The organism is Thalassobacillus devorans MSP14 (assembly GCF_000496835.1).
GTDB lineage: Bacteria > Bacillota > Bacilli > Bacillales > Halobacillaceae > Thalassobacillus > Thalassobacillus devorans_B.
On record NZ_AWXW01000027.1, the window covers coordinates 1 to 17,780 of the forward strand.

At 43.3% G+C, this 17,780-nt stretch carries 18 protein-coding genes, 1 rRNA gene and 1 other annotated feature; all 19 genes read left to right on the plus strand.

Translation table 11 applies throughout. The features are described from left to right. The first annotated feature begins 85 nt into the window (after window positions 1–85). A 5S ribosomal RNA gene (rrf, locus tag P855_RS0100005) occupies window positions 86–199 on the plus strand. Window positions 200–332: 133 nt separating this feature from the next. Further along, window positions 333–1,028, plus strand: coding sequence for an MgtC/SapB family protein (locus P855_RS0100010; protein WP_028781682.1), 696 nt, complete (start codon window positions 333–335; stop codon window positions 1,026–1,028). Between the two features lie 204 nt (window positions 1,029–1,232). Then, entirely contained in the window at window positions 1,233–1,700 is a 468-nt protein-coding gene (locus P855_RS0100015) for a CtsR family transcriptional regulator (protein ID WP_028781683.1), read from the plus strand. A 21-nt stretch (window positions 1,701–1,721) separates the two neighbouring features. Next, complete coding sequence (locus P855_RS0100020; RefSeq protein ID WP_028781684.1) at window positions 1,722–2,264, plus strand: UvrB/UvrC motif-containing protein; 543 nt, start codon at window positions 1,722–1,724, stop codon at window positions 2,262–2,264. After that, window positions 2,264–3,331: a protein arginine kinase gene (locus P855_RS0100025; protein WP_028781685.1), complete on the plus strand. Its 1,068-nt coding sequence runs from the start codon at window positions 2,264–2,266 to the stop codon at window positions 3,329–3,331. Before P855_RS0100020 ends, P855_RS0100025 begins: the two co-directional genes overlap by 1 nt. Window positions 3,332–3,356: 25 nt before the next feature. Further along, a complete protein-coding gene (clpC, locus tag P855_RS0100030; RefSeq protein WP_028781686.1) occupies window positions 3,357–5,795 on the plus strand; it encodes an ATP-dependent protease ATP-binding subunit ClpC in 2,439 nt (812 codons plus the stop codon). Between the two features lie 149 nt (window positions 5,796–5,944). Then, window positions 5,945–7,321 carry a DNA repair protein RadA gene (radA, locus tag P855_RS0100035; RefSeq protein WP_028781687.1) on the plus strand — a complete coding sequence of 459 codons (1,377 nt, stop codon included), beginning with the start codon at window positions 5,945–5,947 and terminating at the stop codon, window positions 7,319–7,321. Then, entirely contained in the window at window positions 7,322–8,395 is a 1,074-nt protein-coding gene (gene disA, locus P855_RS0100040) for a DNA integrity scanning diadenylate cyclase DisA (RefSeq protein ID WP_028781688.1), read from the plus strand. Between the two features lie 155 nt (window positions 8,396–8,550). After that, on the plus strand, window positions 8,551–9,645 hold the full coding sequence (locus P855_RS0100045) for a PIN/TRAM domain-containing protein (RefSeq protein ID WP_028781689.1): 1,095 nt from the start codon (window positions 8,551–8,553) through the stop codon (window positions 9,643–9,645). A gap of 88 nt (window positions 9,646–9,733) precedes the next feature. Further along, the gene (locus P855_RS0100050; protein WP_028781690.1) at window positions 9,734–10,912 is read left to right on the plus strand and encodes a bifunctional 2-C-methyl-D-erythritol 4-phosphate cytidylyltransferase/2-C-methyl-D-erythritol 2,4-cyclodiphosphate synthase; all 1,179 of its coding nucleotides are present in this window, start codon (window positions 9,734–9,736) and stop codon (window positions 10,910–10,912) included. Between the two features lie 81 nt (window positions 10,913–10,993). Continuing rightward, window positions 10,994–12,463, plus strand: a complete 1,470-nt coding sequence (gene gltX / locus P855_RS0100055; RefSeq protein ID WP_028781691.1) for a glutamate--tRNA ligase — start codon at window positions 10,994–10,996, stop codon at window positions 12,461–12,463. Window positions 12,464–12,523: 60 nt separating this feature from the next. Continuing rightward, window positions 12,524–12,739 (plus strand) — a binding site (T-box leader). Window positions 12,740–12,879: 140 nt separating this feature from the next. Further along, window positions 12,880–13,551, plus strand: coding sequence for a serine O-acetyltransferase (gene cysE / locus P855_RS0100060; protein WP_028781692.1), 672 nt, complete (start codon window positions 12,880–12,882; stop codon window positions 13,549–13,551). After that, on the plus strand, window positions 13,532–14,926 hold the full coding sequence (cysS, locus tag P855_RS0100065) for a cysteine--tRNA ligase (protein ID WP_028781693.1): 1,395 nt from the start codon (window positions 13,532–13,534) through the stop codon (window positions 14,924–14,926). The genes cysE and cysS overlap by 20 nt, the downstream gene beginning before the upstream one ends. Next, on the plus strand, window positions 14,927–15,328 hold the full coding sequence (locus P855_RS0100070; protein ID WP_037985509.1) for a Mini-ribonuclease 3: 402 nt from the start codon (window positions 14,927–14,929) through the stop codon (window positions 15,326–15,328). Window positions 15,329–15,332: 4 nt separating this feature from the next. Further along, window positions 15,333–16,076 carry a 23S rRNA (guanosine(2251)-2'-O)-methyltransferase RlmB gene (rlmB, locus tag P855_RS0100075; protein WP_028781695.1) on the plus strand — a complete coding sequence of 248 codons (744 nt, stop codon included), beginning with the start codon at window positions 15,333–15,335 and terminating at the stop codon, window positions 16,074–16,076. A 2-nt stretch (window positions 16,077–16,078) separates the two neighbouring features. Then, the gene (locus P855_RS0100080) at window positions 16,079–16,588 is read left to right on the plus strand and encodes an NYN domain-containing protein (RefSeq protein ID WP_028781696.1); all 510 of its coding nucleotides are present in this window, start codon (window positions 16,079–16,081) and stop codon (window positions 16,586–16,588) included. An 84-nt stretch (window positions 16,589–16,672) separates the two neighbouring features. Then, window positions 16,673–17,323 (plus strand): RNA polymerase sporulation sigma factor SigH, encoded by a 651-nt coding sequence (gene sigH, locus P855_RS0100085; RefSeq protein WP_028781697.1) that lies wholly within the window; start codon window positions 16,673–16,675, stop codon window positions 17,321–17,323. 73 nt (window positions 17,324–17,396) lie between these two features. Next, on the plus strand, window positions 17,397–17,546 hold the full coding sequence (rpmG, locus tag P855_RS21645; protein WP_084315588.1) for a 50S ribosomal protein L33: 150 nt from the start codon (window positions 17,397–17,399) through the stop codon (window positions 17,544–17,546). A 40-nt stretch (window positions 17,547–17,586) separates the two neighbouring features. Beyond that, a complete protein-coding gene (gene secE / locus P855_RS0100090; RefSeq protein ID WP_028781698.1) occupies window positions 17,587–17,763 on the plus strand; it encodes a preprotein translocase subunit SecE in 177 nt (58 codons plus the stop codon). The last annotated feature ends 17 nt before the right edge of the window (window positions 17,764–17,780 follow it).

Consider the following 17,780-nt stretch of genomic DNA (forward strand, 5'->3'; position numbering starts at 1 on the left):
AGCTGGATTGATTCGTGAACAATCGTTGAGCCGTTGAATGTTACTTATCTAGTTTTGAGGGTTTACCTCAATTGCATCATAAAGGTCTAGTGGCGATAGCGGAGAGGTCACACCTGTTCCCATGCCGAACACAGCAGTTAAGCTCTCCAGCGCCGATGGTAGTCGGGTTTATCCCCGTGAGAGTAGGACGCCGCTAGGCAACCAAGAAACCCGGAAGTCTTCCAAGGCTTCCGGGTTTGTTTTGTATTAAAAAAAATCTTGCATACAATGCTATACTATTCATACTTATATATAATCAGCTGATGGATAGTAGTCGGAGGTGATGGGTGATAATGGAAGCAATAACATTTTTAGATGACGACTTTAATATATATTTAGTCCGACTGTTAATTGCCCTCTTGTTATCTGGATTAATTGGTTTTGAAAGGGAATTGAAAAATCATTCCGCTGGATTCAGGACTCATATTTTAGTAGGAGTCGGAGCGTGTTTGATGATGCTCCTATCCTTATATGGTTTTGAACAATTTATGGACGCATATAAAAATGTACGGTTCGATCCTGCAAGGATTCCTTCTTATGTAATCAGTGGCATTGGTTTTTTAGGTGCAGGTACGATCATTGTCAATGGTATGACCATCAAAGGGTTGACTACGGCAGCTTCGATATGGACCGTAGCGGCTATTGGATTGGTAATTGGGGCTGGTATGTATGATGCTGCCATTTTGACGACCATATTAGTACTGCTCAGCTTAGTCGTATTAAACCAAATAGAAGAGAAAATCATGGCCGGGCGGGGAAAGAACTTTGTACGTCTGAATGTAGATGGAGAAGTGAATATTGGGGAAATTGTCGCTACCTTTGATGAATTCGGAATTAATGTAAAACGTTTGTCGATTGAAAACGAGCGGACAGGAGAACGGACGCTGTTTATAGAATTAGAAAGAGGGCAAAAGTTTGATCAAGCTGTCTTATTTGATTGTCTTTCTAAAATAGATCATGTCAAATTGGTATATGAGCGTAAAACATGACTTTTCATCTTAAGCTGTACTGCATAACTGTAGTACGGCTTTTTTCTACATAATCCCCTATAAATTTGTGTTTTAAAATCTCCTTGTTTAGGGGAACATGGATGATAGGAAAAAATTATAAACATTTTAGTTGCGTCCAGACAAAAATTGAGTATAATAAAATTAAAGTCAAAGATAGTCAAAGTCAAAAGAGGAGGAGGGAAGATGCGGAATATATCCGACATCATTGAAGCATATTTAAAACAGATACTTGAAGCTAATCAACAAGAAGTCATTGAGATTAAGCGCAGCGAAATAGCAGAACAGTTTCAATGTGTTCCCTCTCAGATCAACTATGTGATTAAGACTAGGTTTACTGTGGAAAAAGGTTATATAGTGGAAAGTAAACGTGGCGGCGGAGGCTATATCCGTATAATGCGGGTCAAACATCAGGATTATACGAAATTATTAGATGAAATCCTGGAAATCATTCAGCCAAAAGTTACACAGACTGCTGCCATTGACATCATAGAACGATTACTAGAAGACGAAATTATTACTGACCGGGAAGCTAAGCTGATGGTCAGCGCAATGACTCGTGAGGTATTGGCATTTCATCTGCCATTACGCGATGAAGTGAGATCGAAAATATTAACGGCGATGCTCACTACTTTAAGGTATAAAATGTCATAAAGGGAAAGGGGAGAAGTTAAGATGGAGTGCCAGGAATGTCATCAACGGCCGGCGACCGTCCATTTGACGAAAGTGATCAATGGAGATAAAACCGAAGTTCATGTATGTGAGCAGTGTGCCAAGGAAAAAGGTTACGGCGAAAGTTCTTTTTCACTTAACGACTTACTGTCTGGTTTATTCAACTTTGATCATGCATCTTCTCTTGGCAGCGGGACAGCGCCATCGTCCAAACAACCAGCCCAACAGCTGCAATGCCCTAAATGTGGACTCACCTATCAGGAATTTACAAGGATCGGTAAATTCGGGTGTGCAGAATGTTATAAAACATTTGATGATAAACTTAATCCGATTTTCCGTCGGGTACACAGTGGCAACACCGAGCATAACGGTAAGATTCCAAAACGTGAAGGTGGGAATCTCCACTTAAGAAAAGAAGTTGAACAGAAAAAGCATTTGTTGCATCAGTTAATTGAAAAAGAAGAGTTTGAAGAAGCAGCAAAGGTACGCGATCAAATTCGGAAGTTGGAGAAAAAGCTTCAAAACGAACAAGGGGGGGATGAATGATGTCTCTCCAGAATTTTATGAATGAAGCGATCAGCCCCTGGATGAAAGAAGAAGGTCCTGATAGTGACATTGTGTTAAGCAGCCGGATTAGGCTGGCGAGAAACTTCGCTCAAGTAACTTTTCCAATTATCGCTAAAGAAGAAGACCTTAAACCAATTCTTGATTTTTTTGAGCAGAAATATGCCCATCAATCATTCAAGGAATATAAAAACTTTGAATTAGTGGCAATGAATAACCTTAAGCCGATTGAAAAGCGGGTACTGGTAGAAAAGCATTTGATCAGTCCTCATCTTGCAGAGCATTCCGATCATTCTGCGGTGTTGATTTCAGAAAATGAGCAGATATCTGTCATGATTAATGAAGAAGATCATCTTCGCATCCAGTTATATTATCCCGGCTTTCAATTAGAACAAGCCTTAAAACGTGCTTCAGAGCTGGATGATTGGCTGGAAGAAAAAATAAACTATGCATTTGATGAGAATCGCGGTTATTTGACCGCTTGCCCTACAAATGTAGGCACAGGGATGCGTGCTTCTGTGATGATGCACCTGCCTGCGCTTGCAATGACCCAGCAAGTGAATCGTATGATTCCTGCTATTAACCAGCTCGGGCTGGTAGTAAGGGGCATCTATGGGGAAGGAAGCGAGGCTTTAGGTAATATCTTTCAAATTTCCAATCAGATTACCCTTGGTAAATCAGAAGAGGATATTGTAGAAGATTTGCAAAGCGTTGTAAGACAGTTAATCGATCAGGAACGGCGTGCACGTGAGACACTGATGCAGCGTTCTGGTATTCAGCTGGAAGACCGGGTCTTCCGTTCTTATGGAGTCCTAAAGAATAGCCGAATTATTGAGTCTAAAGAGGCTGCGAAATGTTTATCCGATGTTCGTCTTGGAATCGATTTAGGTTTTATTAAAAATATATCCAAAAATATATTGAATGAGTTGATGATTTTAACACAACCTGGCTTTTTACAGCAGTATGCTCAGGAAACACTTACACCAGACCAAAGAGATATACGCAGAGCATCCTTGATACGAGAGCGACTACAACTGGAAAAAAAGTAAACTATTAATAAGGAGGTCATGTCCCATGATGTTTGGACGATTTACAGAAAGAGCACAAAAAGTATTAGCACTTGCACAAGAAGAAGCAGTACGGTTAGGTCATAACAATATTGGAACCGAGCATATCCTTCTCGGTTTAGTTCGAGAAGGAGAAGGGATTGCAGCGAAAGCCTTAACAGCTTTAGGTTTAGAAGCGGAAAAAATCCAAGGGGAAGTAGAACAGCTGATTGGCCGAGGAGAAAAGGTTTCTCAAACGATTCACTATACGCCACGCGCTAAAAAGGTAATTGAACTTTCTATGGATGAAGCTCGTAAGCTTGGCCATTCCTATGTAGGAACCGAGCATATCCTGCTTGGACTGATACGTGAAGGTGAGGGCGTCGCAGCACGTGTGCTGAATAACTTAGGAGTAAGCTTAAATAAAGCACGTCAGCAAGTATTGCAACTGCTAGGCAACAATGAATCATCAAACGGACAAAACCGCCGGGGCGGATCCAGCCAGGCTGCCAATGCCAACACCCCGACGCTTGATTCTTTGGCCCGTGATTTAACGGCAATTGCTAAAGAAGGAAATATCGATCCGGTCATCGGCCGTGGGAAAGAAATTGAACGCGTTATCCAAGTATTAAGTCGCCGTACCAAAAACAACCCGGTTCTTATTGGTGAGCCTGGTGTTGGTAAAACTGCTATAGCAGAAGGGTTAGCACAACAGATTATCAGTAATGAAGTACCTGAGATTCTTCGTGATAAACGAGTAATGACGCTTGATATGGGAACCGTAGTTGCTGGAACGAAATATCGTGGGGAATTCGAAGACCGTTTGAAAAAAGTGATGGAAGAAATCCGCCAGGCTAATAATATCATTTTGTTTATTGATGAGTTGCATACGTTGATTGGTGCTGGTGGTGCAGAAGGCGCAATTGATGCTTCAAATATCCTTAAGCCATCACTGGCCCGAGGAGAACTACAGTGCATTGGTGCCACTACACTGGATGAGTATCGTAAATATATTGAGAAGGATGCCGCACTTGAACGACGTTTCCAGCCGATTCAAGTGGATGAGCCGACTTCTGAGGAATCCGTTCAAATTTTACAAGGGCTCCGTGACCGTTACGAAGCACACCATCGTGTAACGATTACGGATGAAGCGATCGAATCTGCAGTCAAACTATCTGATCGTTATATCACGGATCGCTTCTTGCCGGATAAAGCGATTGACTTGATTGATGAGGCTGCTTCTAAAGTCCGCTTGCAATCCTATACTGCTCCGCCAAACCTTAAAGAATTGGAGCAGAAACTGGAAGAGGTACGCAAGGAAAAGGATGCTGCCGTACAAGGACAGGAGTTCGAAAAAGCAGCTTCCCTTCGAGACAGTGAACAACGTCTGCGTGATGAACTGGAGCAGACTAAAAATGAATGGAAAGAAAAGCAAGGTCAGGAAAGCTCTGAAGTATCTACAGAAGACATTGCAGCGGTCGTTTCTACCTGGACCGGTGTTCCAGTTTCTAAGCTGGCGAAAGATGAAAGTGAGCGCCTGCTGAACATGGAAGATACGCTTCACAAGCGTGTAATCGGACAGGAAGAAGCGGTGAAATCCATTTCTAAAGCCATTCGCCGTGCACGCGCTGGCTTGAAAGATCCTAAACGTCCGATTGGTTCCTTCATTTTCTTAGGACCAACTGGGGTAGGTAAGACAGAACTTGCCCGTGCGCTTGCTGAAACGATGTTCGGCGACGAAGATGCGATGATCCGTATCGACATGTCTGAATATATGGAAAAACACAGTACGTCTCGTCTGGTAGGTTCACCTCCAGGATATGTCGGACATGAAGAGGGCGGACAGCTGACAGAAAAAGTCCGCCGCAAGCCATATTCCGTCGTGTTATTGGATGAAATTGAAAAAGCTCATCCAGAAGTGTTCAATATCCTGTTACAAGTATTAGAAGATGGACGACTGACAGATTCCAAAGGCCGTGTCGTTGACTTCCGTAATACGGTTCTGATTATGACTTCCAACGTAGGTGCCCAGGAGTTGAAACGCAATAAATTTGTCGGATTCAGCCTGGGTGATGAGGATCAAAGCCATGCTGATATGAAATCTAAAGTTCTGGATGAATTGAAGAAAGCATTCCGTCCAGAATTCCTTAACCGTATTGATGAAACAATCGTCTTCCATTCTCTGGAGAGAAAACACATGACAGACATTGTAACGCTTATGGCTGAGGAGCTGCGTAAGCGTCTCAAAGAACAGGATATTGACTTCACCTTATCTCAAAAGGCAATCGAAAAAATTGCCAGCGAAGGTTTCGATCCAGAGTATGGTGCACGACCATTGCGCCGTTCGATCCAGAAAAATGTCGAGGATCTATTATCTGAAGAACTATTAAAAGAAAATATTGAAAAAGGGCAGAAAGTAGATATCGATATTAGTGATGAAGATAAATTTGTCGTTCATGCCAAATAATAGTATTTTAAAAATCGGAAGGTGTTTGCCTTCCGATTTTTTTCTGTTTTCGCTATGCTTTCATTATGGATATTTAAAAAAGTTTAGCTTCTCTGTAACTTTCTCATAATCATTTTCGTATACAATAATTGAAGTAAGGGGAGATCACCTTGGCAAAAAAGAAAAGTAAATTTGTTTGCCAGGAATGCGGCTATGAATCAGCGAAATGGATGGGCAAATGTCCGGCCTGTCACCAATGGAATACCTTAGTGGAAGAGGTAGTTTCTAAGGATCCATCACGTCACGTATTCCAGGCAGACAGTGGCAGCAAGTCTAAAAAACCAGAAAAAATCACTGCTATCCATTCTGAAAAAGAGCCGCGTATCACCACAAATATGCCCGAGCTGAATCGTGTGCTCGGCGGTGGAATTGTGCCGGGGTCTCTGGTTTTAATAGGGGGAGATCCGGGAATTGGTAAGTCAACTTTGTTGTTACAAGTATCTTCACAACTAGCCGACAAAGGTATGCCGGTTTTATATATATCCGGGGAGGAATCAGCACGGCAGACAAAATTACGGGCTGACCGGCTGTCCATAAATTCGGAAGAACTTTATGTCCTCCCTGAAACAAACCTGGTTGAAGTGGTCAATCAGATTGAAGCGATTGAGCCTGATTTTGTGGTCATCGACTCCATTCAGACGATTTACCGGGAAGAAGTGACATCCGCTCCCGGGAGTGTTTCCCAAGTGCGTGAATGTACCAGTGAGCTGATGCGGGTCGCCAAAAGCAAAGGCATTCCGATTTTTATTGTAGGACATGTAACAAAAGAAGGTTCTATCGCAGGACCGAGATTGTTAGAACATATGGTGGATGCTGTTTTATATTTTGAAGGGGAACAGCACCACACTTTCCGAATCTTGCGAGGAGTAAAGAATCGTTTTGGCAGTACACATGAGATGGGTATTTTTGAAATGAAAGAAAAGGGGTTGGAGGAAGTCGATAATCCTTCTGAAATTTTTCTGGAAGAACGCTCTCAGGGTGCAGCCGGATCAACGATTGTAGCATCCATGGAGGGTACAAGACCCGTTTTAGTTGAAATCCAGGCCCTTATATCCCCCACCACCTTTGGTAACCCTAGACGTATGGCTACCGGGCTTGATCACAACCGTGTACCATTACTGATGGCGGTACTGGAAAAGCGGGTAGGTCTTCTTCTACAGAATCAGGACGCTTATTTAAAGGTAGCGGGAGGCGTGAAGCTGGACGAGCCGGCTATCGACCTCGCTGTCGCTATCAGTATTGCATCGAGTTTCAGGAACCAGGCTTCTAAAGCTGATGATGTGGTGGTAGGGGAAGTGGGACTGACTGGTGAAATCCGGCGTGTCGCCCGTATTGAACAACGTGTACAAGAGGCTGCTAAACTAGGCTTTAAGCGTGTGATCATACCTCAAAAAAATCTTGATGGCTGGACGCCTCCAGCCAATATTGATGTGATAGGAGTCAACACGGTACAAGAAGCATTAAACGTAACGTTAGGGGAGAGATAGATGGAATGGCATGAAATGAAAGAGTCGGTTATCGGGGATATCCTGCAGTTTGTCGCCCCGGGGACTCCAATTCGTGAAGGGATTGATAACGTCCTGCGAGCGAACACGGGGGGACTGATCGTAGTAGGATATGATGAAAAGATGCACAATATTGTCGATGGCGGTTTCCACATCCACTCTGTTTTTACTCCTGCCCATCTGTATGAGCTGGCAAAAATGGACGGGGCTATCATACTGGATGATGAAGGTGAATATATTTTATATGCTAACGCACAGTTAATTCCGGATTCTGACATCACTTCCACGGAGACCGGAATGCGCCATCGGACTGCGGAGCGGGTAGCCAAACAGACTGGTCATCTGGTCATCGCCATCTCTCAGCGGAGAAATGTCATCACGCTTTACCAAGGCAATCTGCGGTATTCGTTAAAAGATATCGGTGTAATTTTGACTAAAGCGAACCAAGCCATTCAGACGCTTGAAAAGTATAAAAAAGTACTGGATCAGGGGATTACAAACCTTGGAGCGCTTGAATTCGAAGAGATGGTCACTTTTTCAGAGGTAATTCAAGTCATTCATCGTATTGAAATGGTGCTTCGAATCAAGACAGAAATATTAAATTATGCAAACGAACTGGGAACTGAAGGACGATTGGTCCAATTACAATTGACTGAGCTGGTGTCTAATATTGAAGAAGAAGCGACACTTCTTCTCAAAGATTACAGTAAGAACCCGGATTATGAACCTTCCTATTTACTGAAGAAAATGCAAGAAGCTACAGATTCAGAATTGATGTCGGGGGAGCAGATCCTTAAACTGCTGGGGTATCCTGCTACTCAAAAAATGCAAGATTCCATTATTCCAAGAGGGTACCGTATTTTGAAAAAGATTCCCCGTCTTCCTCCTTTAATCATTGAACATCTTGTAGAACGTTTTACGACACTTAATAACATAGTGATGGCTTCTACTAAAGAGTTAGTCAAGGTCGATGGTATTGGAGATGTTCGTGCAAGTAAAATAAGAGATGGGCTGGAACGTGTGCAGGAACAGTTATTCGTAGACAGACACATTTAGGGTTTGACATGCATCTAGTCAATGTGGTAGAATTTTATGTTAAAAAATTGACTATATTTGTAAATTATGCTACGTTAGAAAATATATATTTGTTGAAGATTATATGGTTATAGGAACCCAAATTTGGTCATACTGTTGGCTAGGAGGTGAAGAGAGTGCTTAAAAGAATTGTGCAATTATTTATTATTATTGCAGGTGCTACATTAGGGTATTTGTATATTCCTGACTTGATGAAGCTTTTTACTGACCAGGGCTGGGTGCAATCTGCTTATGTGGGCGCTGTTTTAGGAGCACTTATTTTATTTTTATTAACATTTTGGCTGGTAGATTATATTGTGAATTTATTGAGGTGGTTTGAAGATACGCTTGTCAAAGCCCCACTGGCTGACTTGTTATTAGGCAGTTTCGGTTTAATCATCGGCCTTGTTATTGCATTCCTGATCAACATGATTATCCAGGATATCCAAATCCAGGTGGTCAGTCAGGTTGTGCCGATTTTCCTGACCTTTTTCCTTGGGTACTTCGGGTTCCAGGTAGGTTTTAAGCGGAAGGATGAGATACTGGCTTTATTCAATAATACGGGAAAGAAAGAAAAGAAAAGGCCGGAAGATGAAAGTTCTTACGATCCGAATGCAGAGATTCCTAAACCAAAAATACTGGACACAAGCGTGATCATTGATGGGCGGATTGCTGATATCTGTCAAACCAGCTTTCTTGAGGGGACCATTGTCATTCCGCAATTTGTTCTCGAAGAACTCCAGCATATTGCTGATTCATCTGATGGGTTGAAACGGAATCGCGGTCGACGCGGGCTAGATATACTGAATCGCCTGCAGAAAGATCTGCCTGTCAATGTCGAAATTTATGAAGGCGACTTTGAAGAAATCCAGGAAGTGGACAGTAAACTTGTAAAGCTTGCTAAAGTGATGGATGGGGTTGTCGTTACAAACGATTTTAATTTGAATAAAGTTTGCGAGTTTCAGAACGTGGCAGTTTTGAACATCAATGACCTTGCTAATGCCGTCAAGCCGGTTGTACTGCCTGGGGAAGAAATGAAAATCCAGGTAATCAAAGATGGTAAGGAGCAGAATCAGGGAGTGGCATATCTGGATGATGGTACCATGATCGTTGTCGAAGAAGGCAAGAATTACATTGGTGAAACCATCGATGTCATTGTCACCAGTGTTTTACAGACATCCGCCGGCCGAATGATTTTTGCTAAACCTAAACCACTTGAAAAAGCCTTGTAAAAAGGGTATAAACAAATAAGGATAAACAAAAGTGATAACAGCTATGTTATCGCTTTTGTTGTTTACAAACGGTTAGGATGGATGCGTGATGATCAACTATACAGCCATCGTACTTGCGGCTGGCCAGGGGAAGCGGATGAAAGCAGGAAGAAATAAACAATTCCTGCTGTTGAAGGAAAAACCTCTGATTATACATACTTTATCTGTCTTTGATACAGATGAGTGGTGCAAGGAAATTATTTTGGTCATTAATAAAAATGAACGGGAAAGCATGCAGTCATTGATTAGATCTTACCCCTTCCACACAACGATCCGGTTTGTTGAAGGCGGAAAAGAACGTCAGGATAGTGTCTACGAAGGCCTGCAATATGTTTCGGATAAAGGTATTCCTGTCCTTATCCACGATGGAGCCCGGCCTTTTGTAGAACATCTGCATTTACATGAATTGGCAGAAATGACACGTCAGCACGAGGCTGCTTTGCTTGCTGTACCAGTTACCGATACGATCAAGCAGCGGGATGGAAATAAACTTAAGACGCTGGAACGGGATAGTCTGTGGGCTGCACAGACGCCGCAAAGCTTTTCCTATCCATTGATACTCGAGGCTCATGAACAGGCGAAAGCTACTGGCTATTACGGTACGGATGATGCCTCACTTGTGGAGCGGATGGGAAGAGATGTAGCGGTGGTACAAGGAAGCTATGATAATATGAAATTGACAACACCGGAAGATAAGGTGAAAGCCCAGTCGCAGCTGTCAAAATACAACCAGACAGGGGATGAAGGAATGTTTCGGATAGGACAAGGGTTTGATGTACATCAATTAGCCGAAGGAAGAAAATGCATCATAGGCGGAGTGGAAATTCCTCATGAGAAAGGCTTGCTTGGACATTCCGATGCTGATGTATTACTTCATACCGTTGCTGACGCTTGTTTAGGGGCGATAGGAGAAGGGGATATCGGGAAACATTTTCCTGATACAGATGAAGCATTCAAGGATGCTGATTCCTCCGAACTGCTTCAACAAGTTTGGGGCTTTGTACAGGATAAAGGCTATCGACTTGGTAACCTGGATTGTACGGTCATTGCCCAGGCTCCAAAAATGGCCCCTTATATTTATGAAATCAGAGAAAATATAGCAGCTTTACTATCGACGGATATAACCCGTATTAACGTAAAAGCGACTACCACGGAAAAACTTGGTTTTCCTGGAAGAGGAGAAGGAATTGCTGCCCAGGCAGTTGTACTTTTGCAGAATGATAACTAATCAGCAGGAAAAAATGATAAAATAGGACAAGGTAACGAACGTCCTTTAGTGGAGCGGAAATCAGAAAGGGGTAAACATACTATGAGTAACGAAGTACGTGTGCGTTATGCACCAAGTCCGACAGGGAACCTTCATATCGGGAATGCTCGTACGGCATTGTTCAATTATTTATATGCACGTCATTTAAATGGAAAATTCATCATCCGGGTGGAAGACACCGATGAGAAGCGTAATGTCGAAGGCGGCGAAAAAAGCCAGCTGGACTATTTGAAGTGGCTTGGCATCGAGTGGGATGAAGGTGCCGATGTTGGAGGGGAATACGGTCCATACCGTCAAATGGAACGTCTTGATATTTATCGTAAATATATTGATGAACTATTGGAGCGCGATCTTGCGTATAAGTGCTATATGACCGCTGAGGAGTTAGAGCAGGAACGTGAAGAGCAGCGTTCGAAAGGACAAGTCCCTAAGTATTCTGGTGCTCATGCTAATTTGACCCAGGAACAATGTGAACAATTCGAATCGGAAGGACGCGAGCCAAGTATCCGACTTCGTGTGCCGAAAGATCATACCTATAAGTTTGATGATATTGTACGTGGTGATATCAGTTTTGATTCCAGTGATTTCGGTGATTGGGTCATCGTGAAGAAAAATGGCATACCGACCTATAATTTCGCCGTTGCTATTGATGATTATCTGATGGGCATATCTCATGTACTGCGTGGAGAAGAGCATATATCTAACACACCGAAACAGATGATGGTCTATGATGCGTTCGGATGGGAGCCGCCTAAGTTCGGGCATATGACTTTAATACTGAATGAAAACCGTAAGAAGTTGAGTAAGCGCGATGAGCATATTCTGCAATTCATCGAACAGTATAAGAACCTTGGTTATTTGCCAGAAGCATTATTCAATTTCATTACGTTACTGGGATGGTCTCCAGTAGGGGAAGAAGAAATTTTCACCAAAGATCAATTCATCCAGATGTTCGATCCTGAGCGCCTGTCGACTTCGCCGGCGGTATTTGATCCAGCTAAATTGAAATGGATGAACAATCAATACATCAAATCAGCTGATTTCGACCAGGTGGTCGACCTTACGTTGCCTCATTTGATCCAGGCTGGACGTCTTCCGGAAGATATGGATGGGGAAGAGCGGAAGTGGGCGCTGGAACTAATCAGCCTTTATCATGAACAATTAAGCTACGGTTCTGAAATCGTCGAACTGACAGAGTTATTCTTCAAACAGGAGATCGAGTATGACAGTGAAGCGATGGAAGTCCTGGAAGGAGAACAGGTTCCTGAAGTTCTGGAAACGTTCAAGCAGAAACTTGCAGAGCTTGAGGAAGTGAACCCGCAGAATATCAAAGCCCAAATCAAAGCGGTACAAAAAGAGACTGGTCACAAGGGCAAAAAGCTATTCATGCCGATTCGTGTTGCTACGACAGGACAGACCCATGGACCAGAACTTCCAGACGCTATTCATTTACTTGGCATCGATACCGTAACAGTACGTTTGAACGACGTACTGAAAAAGCTGGAAGCCTAAATGATTCACAAAGGATCAGGATTGTAATATAGTAATAATACATTTAAAGGCTTCGTATGATATAAAACGTTGATGAGGAAAAGTAGAAAACGGACACCTTACACAGAGATGACCACCTTGGCTGAAAGTGGTTTTAAGGGCTGTTTTTGAAAATGCCCCTCTGAGTCTTTCGTCGAAATAATAAGTAGACGAAAGCGGGTTCTCCCGTTACAGGGATCAAGTTGGAGAAAGTTATTTTCTCAAACAGAGTGGAACCGCGCCTGAAGCGTCTCTGTGCTGATAAGCATAGAGACGCTTTTTTATACTTTAAGAAAGTTTAAGTTTTAAAGGATTAAAGTATAAGAAAATGCTAAGGCTTTCGCCAAAAGTACCTGGCGACAGACCAAGTTTTCTAATATTAGTCAAGGAGGTCAAGTATGGGGCTATTCAAGATGTTCAAGGAAGATGTCGAAGTCGTGTTTGATCAGGACCCGGCTGCACGTACGTATTTTGAAGTCATTCTTACCTATTCCGGGTTGCATGCTATTTGGTCACACAGGGTGGCCCATGCTTGTTATAAGCGGAAGTTTTTCTTCATCGCCCGCGTCATATCCCAGGTAAGCCGTTTCTTTACCGGGATTGAGATACATCCAGGAGCAACAATCGGACGCCGCTTTTTCATCGACCATGGTATGGGTGTAGTTATTGGGGAAACCTGTGAAATAGGGGATAATGTGACCATTTTCCAGGGAGTTACTCTTGGCGGCACAGGAAAAGAAAAAGGGAAAAGGCACCCTACGCTGCTTGATAATTCCCTTGTTGCTACAGGTGCAAAAGTGCTCGGTTCGATTACAATCGGGGAAAATTCCAAAGTCGGGGCAGGTTCTGTAGTGCTGAAAGATGTACCTGATAATTCTACTGTTGTAGGAATCCCGGGACGTGTCGTCATCCAGGACGGAGTAAAAGTAAGGGAAAAAGACTTGGATCACCATAAGCTTCCTGATCCTGTTTATGATCGGTTGAAGTTGATGGAGGAAGAAATCATGCGGCTAAGAAAACAGATTGACGATAGCGAAGGAGCGATTCACGATGGCCATAAAAATTTATAATACCCTTAAGCGGAAGAAAGAGGTATTCACCCCCCTGGAAGAAGGGAAGGTGAAAATGTATGTATGCGGTCCGACCGTATATAACTACATCCATATCGGGAATGCCCGCCCGGCTATCGTATTTGATACCGTGCGCCGGTATTTTGAATATAAAGGATATGAGGTAGACTACGTCCTCAACTTTACGGATGTTGATGATAAATTGATAAAAGCGGCAAATGAATTGGGAGAAGAAGTACCGACTATTGCTGACCGATTCATTTCTGCCTATAAGGAAGATGTCAAAGCGTTCGGTGTTAAAGAGGCGGTCCATCATCCCCGTGTTACAGAAAATATGACCGAAATTATTGCTTTCATCGAAGGGCTGATTGAAAAAGGGCATGCTTATGAATCCGATGGGGATGTCTATTTCAAAACACGTTCCTTTGAGGGGTATGGCAAGCTTTCCCACCAATCGGTCGAGGAACTGCGCACCGGCGCAAGAATCCAGGTAGGGGAAAAGAAAGAAGACCCTCTCGATTTCACATTATGGAAACAGGCAAAGCCAGGAGAGATTTCCTGGGACAGCCCGTGGGGAAAAGGCCGTCCTGGCTGGCATATCGAATGCTCGACGATGGCTAAAAAGTATTTGGGAGAAACGATCGATATCCATGCCGGCGGTCAGGACTTGACTTTCCCCCACCATGAGAATGAAATTGCCCAATCGGAAGCTCATAATTGCCAGACCTTCGCTAATTACTGGATGCACAACGGGTACATTAATGTTGAAAATGAAAAGATGTCCAAGTCGTTAGGGAACTTCGTCCTGGCCCATGACTTGATTCAAAAACACGACCCCAATATCATCCGCTTCTTTATGTTGAGTGTTCATTATCGTCATCCTATCAACTTCAGTGACGCGTTATTAGAAGGGGCGAAAAACAGTTTTGACCGTATCCGGAATGCTTATGAAAATCTGCAGCATCGAAAAAAAGCGAGTCTGAATTTACAGGAACACAACGAGTGGCTGGATAAAGTGAATGATCATAAACAGCGTTTTGAAGAAGAAATGGACGATGATTTCAATACAGCAAACGCCATTTCAGTTTTATTCGATTTGACCAAAGATGCCAACCTCTACTTACAGTCGCAGCAAACTTCCACAGAAGTAGTGGAAGCATTCGAGGAAGCGCTTGTTAACCTTACGGGAATTTTGGGCCTTGAATTAAAGCAGGAGGAATTGGTCGATGAAGAAGTCGAAGCAATGATTCAAAAGCGTATCGAGGCCAGAAAGAACCGGAATTTTGAACTTGCCGATCAAATCCGGGACGACTTGAAAGCACGGAATATCATTTTGGAAGATACACCGCAAGGCACACGCTGGAAACGAGGTTGAATGATGGCAGAGATAGAAGTGAAGCAAATGAAAAGCCTTGCCCTTGCCTATATGGGTGATGCCGTCTATGAAATGTATGTACGGCATCACTTGTTAAAGCAGGGGGCTGTGATGCCGAATCAGCTGCACCGCTCTGCAGTCCGCTTCGTCGCGGCTACATCCCAGGCATCGGTTGTACAAGCCTGGCTTACTGATGAATTTTTAACAGGAGAAGAACAAGCGGTCGTAAGAAGAGGGCGAAATGCTAAATCGGGCTCCATCCCCAAAAACACCGATGTACAAACTTATCGGTACAGTACGGGGTTTGAAGCCTTGCTAGGTTACCACTATTTATCTGGAAATACAGACCGGCTGGATCAATTGGTGGCGGATGCCATCCGGCAAGTAGAAGAAAGGAGTTGATAGTATGAGTGAGGAATGGATCATTGGAAAAAATCCCGTGTTTGAAGCACTGAAATCAGGCCGCACGATCAATAAAGTGTTTGTTTCCGATCAACTGCAGCATCAAGCCTTTCAAAAAATCCAGCATCTGGCAAAAGAGAATGGTGCGCTTGTTCAAAAAGTGCCGAGAAAGAAGATCGACCAGCTGGTAGACGGGAACCACCAAGGGGTAGCCGCTTCTGTTGCCGCCTACGATTACAGTTCATTAGATGACTTATTTGCAAAAGCCGAAGCATTGGGAGAAGCGCCTTTTTTCATCATCCTTGATGAAATCTCAGACCCTCACAATCTTGGTTCTGTGCTAAGAACTGCCGATGCAGTCGGAGCGCATGGCGTGATTATTCCAAAGCGTCGTTCTGTGGGATTGACAGCGACCGTAGCAAAAACATCCGCAGGGGCGATTGAGTATATTCCGGTTGCCCGAGTCACCAATCTATCCCGCACCATCGACGAATTGAAGGAACGACACGTATGGGTTGCAGGTACCGATGCGGAAGGTATCGAAGATTATCGTCAATTAGATGGGGAGATGGCGATTGCGCTTGTCATCGGTAGTGAAGGCAAAGGAGTCAGCCGCATTATCAAAGAAAAGTGTGACTGGACAATTAAGCTCCCGATGAAAGGGAAAGTAACTTCGTTGAACGCCTCTGTAGCTGCTTCTCTGCTGATGTACGAAGTCTATCGCAAAAGAAACCCTTTAGGTAGATAACTATGATTGTATTACTTGTTGATGGTTATAACATGATAGGTGCCTGGCCCGAGTTGAAAAAATACAAAGATAAAGACCTCGCCCAGGCGCGTGATCTGCTGATTGACATGATGGCTGAGTATCAATCCTATACCGGCGATCGTGTCATCATCGTATTTGATGCTTATCATGTCAGGGGGCTGGCAAACAAAGAAAATAGCCATCGCGTTGAAGTCATTTTCACCCGGGAAAATGAAACTGCTGATGAACGAATCGAGAAACTGGCGGGTGATCTGAATGACATCCGAACACAAGTTTATGTGGCAACCTCCGATTATGCTGAGCAACGGACAATTTTTGGGCAGGGAGCTTTAAGGAAGTCGGCGCGAGAGCTTTATATTGAAGTGAAAAACATCGAGAAAAGTATAGAAAAGGACGTAGAATCTCATAAACAAATTAAATATCAGCCAAAGATTCCGATAAAAAAAGAGGTGCTGGATGTATTTGAGAAGTGGCGCCGAGGTGATAAATGAGCCAAGAGCCTTGTTGACGTTTTGGAAAGGCTTACTGTATAATATTTCTATATTCAGGGCACTACGGGTCGGGGGGAATCCTGAGTGAGCATCGTTCAAAAAGAGTTGCACACCTATGATTATGAAAAGCTGGAAGATGAAGAAATTATTGAGCGGATCAACGAGGGTCAAAGCCAGGCGCTCGACTATCTGATCAATAAGTACAAGAACTTTGTCCGCGCGAAAGCCCGGACCTATTTTCTGATTGGTGCAGATCGTGAGGATATTGTGCAGGAAGGAATGATTGGTCTTTATAAAGCCATTCGGGATTATAAAGAGGACAAGCTCTCATCCTTTAAAGCCTTCGCTGAATTATGTGTCACCCGCCAAATCATCACCGCTATCAAAACTGCCACTCGTCAAAAACATATTCCGTTGAATTCGTATGTTTCTTTGGACAAGCCGATTTATGATGAAGAATCCGACCGTACCCTATTGGACGTCATTGCCGGTTCAAAAGCTATTGATCCGCAAGAATTGATCATCAATAAGGAAAGATTCGGAGACATGGAAGATAAAATTTCAGAATTGTTAAGCGACTTAGAAAGGAAAGTGCTGACCCTTTACTTGGACGGCAGATCTTATCAGGAAATCTCCGCTGAATTGGACAGGCACGTGAAGTCGATCGATAATGCTTTGCAGCGAGTGAAACGAAAGCTGGAGAAATACCTGGAAGTAGCTGAAATCATATTATAACCCTGCATTGACATGACTTGACAGGCGTGCTACATTTATGAGAGTGAAAATCCTCTTGATTCAGGGGTGTATGATGAGAAAAAAAGTAGTCTTAGCCTGTACTGTATGTATGAGTAGAAATTATAGTTCATATAAAAACACGTCGAACCAGGCGGAACGGCTGGAGGTTCGTAAATTTTGTAAAAAATGCGGTAAGCATACATTGCACCGGGAAACAAAATAGAGAAAGAAGCCGACAGGCGCAACGTTGGGGGAGGTTTAGCATGTTTAAGTTCTTGAAGAACGTGTCGCGTGAAATGCAGAAGGTCAGCTGGCCAAAAGGTCAGGAGCTTGTGCGCTACACAATTACTGTGTTAACCACTGTGGCATTTGTTTCTGTATTCTTCGCAGTTGTTGACTTGGGCATTTCTTGGGGTCTTGAATTCTTCTTCCCTGAATAATGCCGTCGGATTTATGC

Bases quoted from the DNA above. Each gene is read 5' to 3' on its own strand.
- P855_RS0100010 (WP_028781682.1), top strand. From the start codon at position 333: ATGGAAGCAATAACATTTTTAGATGACGACTTTAATATATATTTAGTC.
- P855_RS0100015 (WP_028781683.1), top strand. From the start codon at position 1,233: ATGCGGAATATATCCGACATCATTGAAGCATATTTAAAACAGATACTT.
- P855_RS0100020 (WP_028781684.1), top strand. From the start codon at position 1,722: ATGGAGTGCCAGGAATGTCATCAACGGCCGGCGACCGTCCATTTGACG.
- P855_RS0100025 (WP_028781685.1), top strand. From the start codon at position 2,264: ATGTCTCTCCAGAATTTTATGAATGAAGCGATCAGCCCCTGGATGAAA.
- clpC (WP_028781686.1), top strand. From the start codon at position 3,357: ATGATGTTTGGACGATTTACAGAAAGAGCACAAAAAGTATTAGCACTT.
- disA (WP_028781688.1), top strand. From the start codon at position 7,322: ATGGAATGGCATGAAATGAAAGAGTCGGTTATCGGGGATATCCTGCAG.
- P855_RS0100050 (WP_028781690.1), top strand. From the start codon at position 9,734: ATGATCAACTATACAGCCATCGTACTTGCGGCTGGCCAGGGGAAGCGG.
- gltX (WP_028781691.1), top strand. From the start codon at position 10,994: ATGAGTAACGAAGTACGTGTGCGTTATGCACCAAGTCCGACAGGGAAC.
- cysE (WP_028781692.1), top strand. From the start codon at position 12,880: ATGGGGCTATTCAAGATGTTCAAGGAAGATGTCGAAGTCGTGTTTGAT.
- cysS (WP_028781693.1), top strand. From the start codon at position 13,532: ATGGCCATAAAAATTTATAATACCCTTAAGCGGAAGAAAGAGGTATTC.
- P855_RS0100070 (WP_037985509.1), top strand. From the start codon at position 14,927: ATGATGGCAGAGATAGAAGTGAAGCAAATGAAAAGCCTTGCCCTTGCC.
- rlmB (WP_028781695.1), top strand. From the start codon at position 15,333: ATGAGTGAGGAATGGATCATTGGAAAAAATCCCGTGTTTGAAGCACTG.
- P855_RS0100080 (WP_028781696.1), top strand. From the start codon at position 16,079: ATGATTGTATTACTTGTTGATGGTTATAACATGATAGGTGCCTGGCCC.
- rpmG (WP_084315588.1), top strand. From the start codon at position 17,397: ATGAGAAAAAAAGTAGTCTTAGCCTGTACTGTATGTATGAGTAGAAAT.
- secE (WP_028781698.1), top strand. From the start codon at position 17,587: ATGTTTAAGTTCTTGAAGAACGTGTCGCGTGAAATGCAGAAGGTCAGC.